Origin of the sequence: Microvirga zambiensis WSM3693, from assembly GCF_016735695.1 — a bacterium.
In the GTDB taxonomy this organism is placed as follows: Bacteria; Pseudomonadota; Alphaproteobacteria; order Rhizobiales; family Beijerinckiaceae; genus Microvirga; species Microvirga zambiensis.
Genome location: NZ_JAERQD010000130.1, coordinates 1 through 6,660 on the forward strand (window position 1 = coordinate 1; position 6,660 = coordinate 6,660).

Genomic DNA, 6,660 nt, shown 5'->3' on the forward strand with positions numbered 1-6,660 from the left:
CGCTTGAACAGAGACAACAGAACGGCTCCTCGACTGGCCGATCCGGATTACACTGCCGAGGTTAACGCAACAGTGCCGTATCAGCGCCAGTTTAACCTCCCGCAGACCGGCATCACGAGGGATGGCACACGCCTGTACCATGCGATCCGACTGTCAGAGCTGTGATCTCGAACCCCAATGATGTCCCAACTCGCACCATTGCGGTAGCTTGGTGCCCACGCTGCTGCCGTGGTTGCGGTAAAACCGTGATCCGGAGATACGCATTAAGTTCAGCAATCGCGATCATACTGATGTCCCTGACCGTCAAACGCTGCTATAATCTCGTATGGGTCCGAGGTCTCCCATTTAACGCGAAATCCTTTAATATCGCAAGCCTATCAGCTTAAGATTACCAGCTTAGTTGAATTATTAGTTACTCGCGATCTCCAGCGCCATAGGTAAAATCGGAAATGAATTTACTTAGCACCAAAATCATTTACGTCAAACGGAGCCGGGATCTTCGCGCTGGCGATGGCACCAATGCTGATAGAGCATCTACACAAGTCAATGTATTGAAAAAGGAGTTCGCTGATCTTCATGGAAACGCTCGATGTCTCTACGGTCGCCCCCACACTGCAAAGTCCCAGCTTCAAATTACCGAGCCTAGCTTGGCCGCAGCGGATACCTCGGAGGCGCAAGCGTTCCAAGCCTTCTATCAGAATGTCCATAGCTTGGTTGGCGATGGGCGTACGGCCGTCTGCCTTTCCGGCGGCGGAGTCCGTAGCGCTGCTTTCAATTTGGGTATTCTGCAGGGCTTGGCTCGGCTCGGTCTCCTTGAGCGCTTCCATTTTCTTTCAACCGTCTCAGGGGGAGGATACATTGGTTGTTGGCTCACAGCGTGGCGGTCCCGCGCACCAAGAGGAATTCATGATGTGTTGCCTGGCCTTACATGGCCGGATGAAATGGGAAATGGTGCAGTACCTTCAGCAGCACCTGAGGCGATAAGCAATCTGCGTCGCAGTTCGAACTACCTGACTCCTCTCAAGGGCCTGCTTTCTGCTGACACGTGGGCGACAGTACTCGTCGTCGGGCGGAACCTCTTTCTGAACCATTTGGTCATTGTTCCATTCGTTGCAGCAATACTGCTCTTCGTGAAACTTCTCGTAATCCTCGTCCATTGCGACAGTTTGCTTCCGCTTCCTGGCGCGGTCTGCGCGCCACGACCGCGAACTGACATCCTGCATCTCCTTCAGTGCCTACTCCTGGCGGGACTAGCAGTCCTCGCCTGGACTGCCTATTCGGTTGCCCGGCCTTCGTGGGATGTGAGCCGGACGGTCCCCCAGATGAATGAGCGTCGCAAGCACGCAAGGGCGTCGCACGGCCCGCCCATCCAACGCGCCCGCTCTTCCCCTCAACCCTCAGAAGTACCCCCGAGCCGCACTGAAGTTTGGGGTCCCAGGATTGGTATAGCGCTGGCGCTATCAGCCGCCCTGCTCTTTAGCGTTTCTACGGCGAATGACCTGCCACAGGCCCTGCCGAAGAAATTGCCTTCGGCCGTAACAAGCGATTCTGTCAGACTCGGCGAGGTTCCGCTCGGCATGACTGGCCTGGATTGGTTATGGGGCTTTCCGGAAAATCTAATCGTCTTTCTCAACAAGGTTGCGATCGGCCAATTCATCCTGTTCATTCTGGCAGGTGCGGTCGGAGCCGCGTTTGCATTCATGCTATCGGTTGCTCTCGCGGCAGCGAGGACGAATCGAAGCGATCCTAGCGCCTTGGATAACGAGTGTTCCTCACCGACGCCGCCGCAATCTGGCTCTGCCACAGTCTCGACCGCAGGTCTGCGAGCCATTGCACTTCTGGCAGCGGCCGCCATTGCGGCAGGCGGAACGGGCGGACTGTTTTTGGCACTCGGAGTAAAACTCGCTGCCCTTCTGCCGCATTGTACTCCTAGAAGCACCGCAATCGTCCTTTCTTTTGCGCCGCTCTGGTTCGTTTTCAGCTATCTGACCGGCGATGCAGTCTATCTCGGGCTCACCGTCCGACGCCCACAGCCCATTCGGGGTCGGCAGTGGAATGATGTGTGGGGTGATGAAGAGCGAGAGTGGGTCGCCCGAACCGGCAGCTATCTTGTCCTGTGTGCTCTAGCGTTCGCTGTCGCATGCGTTTTGACGATTATCGGTCCTGAGTGGATTCCAACGCTGCCCGTGTCGGGGGAAAGCTGGACACTGACAGTCAAGCAGGTTGCTGCGGTGCTGACCGCGGTTGCATCTGCCATCGGGTCAATCGGCCTCGGAGCAAGTTCTCTCAGCAGTGTGTTCGGCTATGGGACCGGGCGCTCGCGCCTGCCAGTTCGGACCATTCTCATTATCGCCACACCGATATTCGCAAGCGTTCTGATCATTGTACTTTCGGCCGGGCTCGATCACCTGTTTTTCGGAGGGACATTATTAGAAATCCTCAAGCTCGGTTCGCCGCAGGATGAATCGCCGCTGTATCTCAATCCTCTGAGTGGATGCGGGCAGCTAGGGATCTTGGTCGCAGCCGCTGCGCTGTTGATACTCAGCGCAGGTGCAGCACACTTCGTCAACATCAATCGTTTCTCACTTTACGATCTGTATCGAATGCGACTGACGCGCGAATTTCTCGGCGCGAGCAACGCGCAGCGCCGGCCAAATTATTGGACGGGCTTCGACGAAACTGACGATATCGGCCTTGCTGATTGTTGGACCACCAAGGATGGCAAGAAATGCCTTTACCCTGTCATCAATGCGGCCTTGAACATGGCAGCGACGGACCGACTGGAATGGCAGGATCGCAAGGCAGTTTCGTTCGTATTTACTCCGGCGTACTGCGGCAGCGGCGCTACTCCTCGTCTTGGATTTAGGCCTACTCAGGATTATGCGTGCGGCATCCGTCTCGGGTGGGGCATGACAGTTTCCGGCGCCGCGGTTTCCCCTAACTCTGGCTATACAACTCTCCCGGGACTTTCTCTCTTGATGACGCTCTTCAACCTTCGTCTTGGCATATGGGCAGGGAATCCAGGCGATGCTGGCGGGCAGATTGCATCAGGCGCGGCCGTTTTTCGCCATCGTGGCCCCCACTTCGCATGGCGCCCATTGGTAGACGAGGCTTTTGCGCAGACCGATGACTTAAGCCAGTACGTTTATCTTTCTGACGGCGGCCATTTCGACAATCTCGGCCTTTACGAAATGCTCCGTCGCCGGTGCCGCTTCATCATCGTGAGCGATGCGACTTGTGATCCTAAATATGATTACGCTGACCTGGGCAGCGTAGTGCGAAAGGCTGCAATTGATTTTGGGATACGGATAAGCTTCACGCATCTCGACATGCTGGCGCCTGGTGAGACGGCGATCCCTGGCGCGTTTAGCGCCTTTGCGATCATTGAGTATCCAGAGAAGCGAGGCAGGTTCAGACGCGCACTCGGCCACCTGATTTTCATCAAGGCCGGTTACCGCGGACTGATTGATCCTCCAGCGGATGTCCGCGCCTACGCGCTAGCGAATCCCGCGTTCCCACACGAAACTACTGTCGATCAATTCTTTGGGGAAGCCCAGTTCGAGAGCTATCGCGCACTGGGGAGCTACATCATGATGGAGCTGGGCCGGCAATCCGGATTCGATCCTCGGCGTAACAAGATGCCGAAGAGCCTGCACGACTTCTTCAAAGGGGCACGAGTTGCGTTGGATGATGGAGCGTTAGCAAAGGCGACAATGCTTGGACGTCTACATTGATTGCGGGTTGTTCGTAATTACCCACGCCCCATTTTGAGCTGAGGTTCAGGCGGACACGGTCTGAAGGATTGTCTTGAACGCGTTGGTTCCCGGGCCGAGACGAGCCGTGTCGACGACGGTGCGAATGTCGGCTTCGCCCTCGGCTGCCCATATAGCGCGATAGCCGTTGGTCACCTTGCGCTGAATCACGGCCGGTCTGAGCGCGCGTTCGCAGGCGTTGTTGGTTGCCTCAACCAAGCCGGGCCAGTGGGCGAAGGTCAGAAGCTGATCGCAGGCGCGCCGAACCTTGCTCTGCAGGTCACGGGCGAGATCACAGGAGGTCGGCGCGGCTAGGATGGCATCGAGACTGCGTTCCAGAGCGCGGCGCTTGCGGGCCAGGGTCGAGGCGGCAAGGGTTCCGACACCCTCCGCCAGGGCGAAGGCCCGGTGCAGCCACAGCTTGAGACGCGAGGGCAGGACATCGTCGCTGATCTCATCGGCATCGGCAACGTCGCAGGAAAGATGGGCCAGGCAGGTCTGGTGCGCGGCGGCATGGCCCTGTTGTGCGCTGTAGCGGTCGGAGCACCAGACCTCGGGCTGGTGCCCGTCCATCATGGTCCGGACCACGACGGCGCCCCGGGTCGGCGAGGCGTGATGGACCACCGCCTCGGCGCAGCGAAACACCCAATGATAGGCATTGCAGCCCTCGATCCGGACGCCGGTCTCGTCGGAGGCGATGACCCGGGCCTGGCGCAACGCCGCGACGGCCTTGTCGCGCTCGGCCACGAAGGTGCGCTGCGCCCGCCGCAGCAGGTTCATCAGGCCACCCTGGCTGAGCGTCAGGCCGAACAGGTCGGCGAATGCCCGTTGCAGCCGCTCGTACGACAGGGCCTGGAAGGTCTTGAGATAGGTCGCCATGGCATGGACGCGGGGCCCGAACGGCGTCCCCTTGGCGGCGTCCGGCACGGGCGCGACGGCCCGCGTGCCGCAGGCGGGACAGCGAACCGCAAGACGCCGATGGCGCTCGATCCACGGCTTGATCACGGGCAGCTCGATCGTGTCATGTTCGCTCACGGTCTCGGTCGGAAGATCGGTCGCCAGCCTGGCACGGCAGCATGGGCAGTGGTCCGGCTGATGGTCGACGAGGTGATCCACATCCGGGCTCATGGCGCGGCGGTGCCCTTCATGTCCCGGCTTGGCGCCACCGGGCTTGGTCTGATCCCGACGCTCTTTGCGATCGGTTGAGGGTGGCTTCGAGGATGTGCTCCTGATTGACGCTCGCAACGACAATCAAGAAAGTGCTTGCATCTGTGTCGCGGCGCGACAATCATCATGCCCGCCGCGACAGCCAATCACCGGCCTGATCGCCGCGCACTCCCAATTCAGATTGTCGCGCAATACTTGCCTCTGTGTCAGTAAAGATCAGCCATCGCATCACGCCGCGCCAGATGCGATCTGCTTACCGCTTACAGAAGGGGCTAGAGCAGTTTCGATTTAGACGGGGTCATAACCGCAGTTCCTAAGGTAGTTCCGGCACTCCGCGGGCGAGAACGCATCGATCAGTTCCCCGATGGTGGTCCAGAGCACCTCCTTCGTGCGTGCACCTGCCTTGCGCAGCAGCGCCTTGAGCTTGGAAAAGAGCTGTTCGATCGGATTGAGGTCGGGGCTGTAGGGCGGCAGATACAGCAAGCTGGCCCCGACCGCTCGGATCGCCTCCGCGACGCCAGCCACCTTGTGAGCGGCCAGATTGTCGAGCACGACCACATCGCCAGGCGAGAGGGCTGGTGCCAGCATCTGCTCCACATAAGCCTTGAAGATCTCGCCCCGCATGGGCCCGTCAACCACGAGCGGAGCGATGATCCCGTTCTCGCGCAGGCCGGCCACGAAGGTCGTGGTCAGCCAGTGCCCGTGCGGCACAGCGTCGATCACCCGCTGTCCGCGCGGCGCTCTGCCATAGCGCCGCGTCATGTTGGTGGCGGTGCCCGTCTCATCCAGAAACACGAAGCGGCTGGCATCCATGAAACGCTGCCACACGCGAAAGCGATGACGCTCGTGGGCTACGCCGGCCGGTCCTGCTCGGCCGCCCGGAGTGTCTTTTTTTGTGCGTCAGGTCCATGCGCTTGAGCATCAGGTGAATGGTCGAGAGCGCCTGCACCTCGATCCCGCGGGCGCGCAGTTCGTCTTGGATCTCAGCGAGCGTGATGCCGGACTTCGCCTCCACCAGAGAGCGGAGCAGATCCTGATGCGGCTCGAGCACCGGGCGACGATGGCCGCCGATGCGCTCTGGCCTGACCGAGCCGGTCTCGCGCAGCCGCCGCATCAGCTTCACGGCGGCCGAGGGGCTGACCTCGTACCGAGCGGCCGCCTGGCGGATCGAGCTGCCCTTCTCAACAGCGCGGACAATGCGCCGGCGCAGGTCCTGAGACAACGGTGTGGTCATGGCGAGCCTCTGCGCTCACGCCCCCGACCGACAGAGAGTCAGATCTCGCGATTCCGTTCAACCCCAAACCGCTCTAGCCCTGCGCAGCAAGCAGCCGCGGCGGCGCAAGATGGTCGTTCAACGCCAGGCCCGTTGCCGGCCGAAGCGACCCAACGAGGCCTGGAGCCTCGACTTCGTCCATGATGCGCTCAGCACCGGCCAGAGTTCCGGGCTCTGACGGTGATGGATGTGTTCACGCGCGAGGGGCTGGCGATCGAGGTCGGGCAGCGGCTGTCAATCGGCTCCCAAGTTTGACCCTCGATCAGCATCCAATTCTGACCCTGCCGGCATAGATGGAAAGCCGCCTTTCTGCGGCGTCATCAGATCCGGTTCTTGAAGCGCCAACTCTCGTTGCCGGTCTCGACGATTTCACAATGGTGGGTCAGCCGGTCGAGCAAGGCGGTGGTCATCTTCGCGTCGCCAAACACGCTTGGCCACTCGCCGAAAGCCAGGTTGGTCGTGACGATC

At 60.1% G+C, this 6,660-nt stretch carries 3 protein-coding genes and 3 pseudogenes; 2 read left to right on the forward strand and 4 right to left on the reverse strand.

The annotated features are described in order from the left end of the window. Positions 1–455 precede the first annotated feature (455 nt). Complete coding sequence (locus tag JKL46_RS36130) at positions 456–827, reverse strand: hypothetical protein (protein WP_246529720.1); 372 nt, start codon at positions 825–827, stop codon at positions 456–458. Between JKL46_RS36130 and JKL46_RS33805 the strand changes: the two genes are divergently transcribed. Then, the gene (locus JKL46_RS33805) at positions 795–3,734 is read left to right on the forward strand and encodes a hypothetical protein (protein ID WP_246529719.1); all 2,940 of its coding nucleotides are present in this window, start codon (positions 795–797) and stop codon (positions 3,732–3,734) included. The two genes, JKL46_RS36130 and JKL46_RS33805, sit on opposite strands and share 33 nt — an antisense overlap. Before the next feature lie 45 nt (positions 3,735–3,779). Here JKL46_RS33805 and tnpC read toward each other — a convergent pair. Further along, positions 3,780–4,976: pseudogene (tnpC, locus tag JKL46_RS33810) on the reverse strand (IS66 family transposase); the annotation flags it as partial. Positions 4,977–5,207: 231 nt separating this feature from the next. Further along, a pseudogene (locus JKL46_RS33815) lies at positions 5,208–6,153 on the reverse strand (IS630 family transposase). 73 nt (positions 6,154–6,226) lie between these two features. Here JKL46_RS33815 and JKL46_RS36135 point away from each other — a divergent pair. Continuing rightward, positions 6,227–6,426 (forward strand): annotated as a pseudogene (locus JKL46_RS36135) (IS3-like element ISBcen22 family transposase); the annotation flags it as partial. Positions 6,427–6,512: 86 nt separating this feature from the next. On the opposite strand, the gene JKL46_RS33820 reads toward JKL46_RS36135, so the two are convergent. Next, a partial coding sequence (locus JKL46_RS33820) for an ATP-binding protein (protein ID WP_201842798.1) occupies positions 6,513–6,660 on the reverse strand: 148 nt, incomplete at its 5' end.

What these genes read in the sequence shown, in the direction of transcription:
- JKL46_RS36130 (WP_246529720.1), bottom strand. Translation starts at nt 827, where the DNA reads ATGGAAGCGCTCAAGGAGACCGAGCCGAGCCAAGCCCTGCAGAATACC.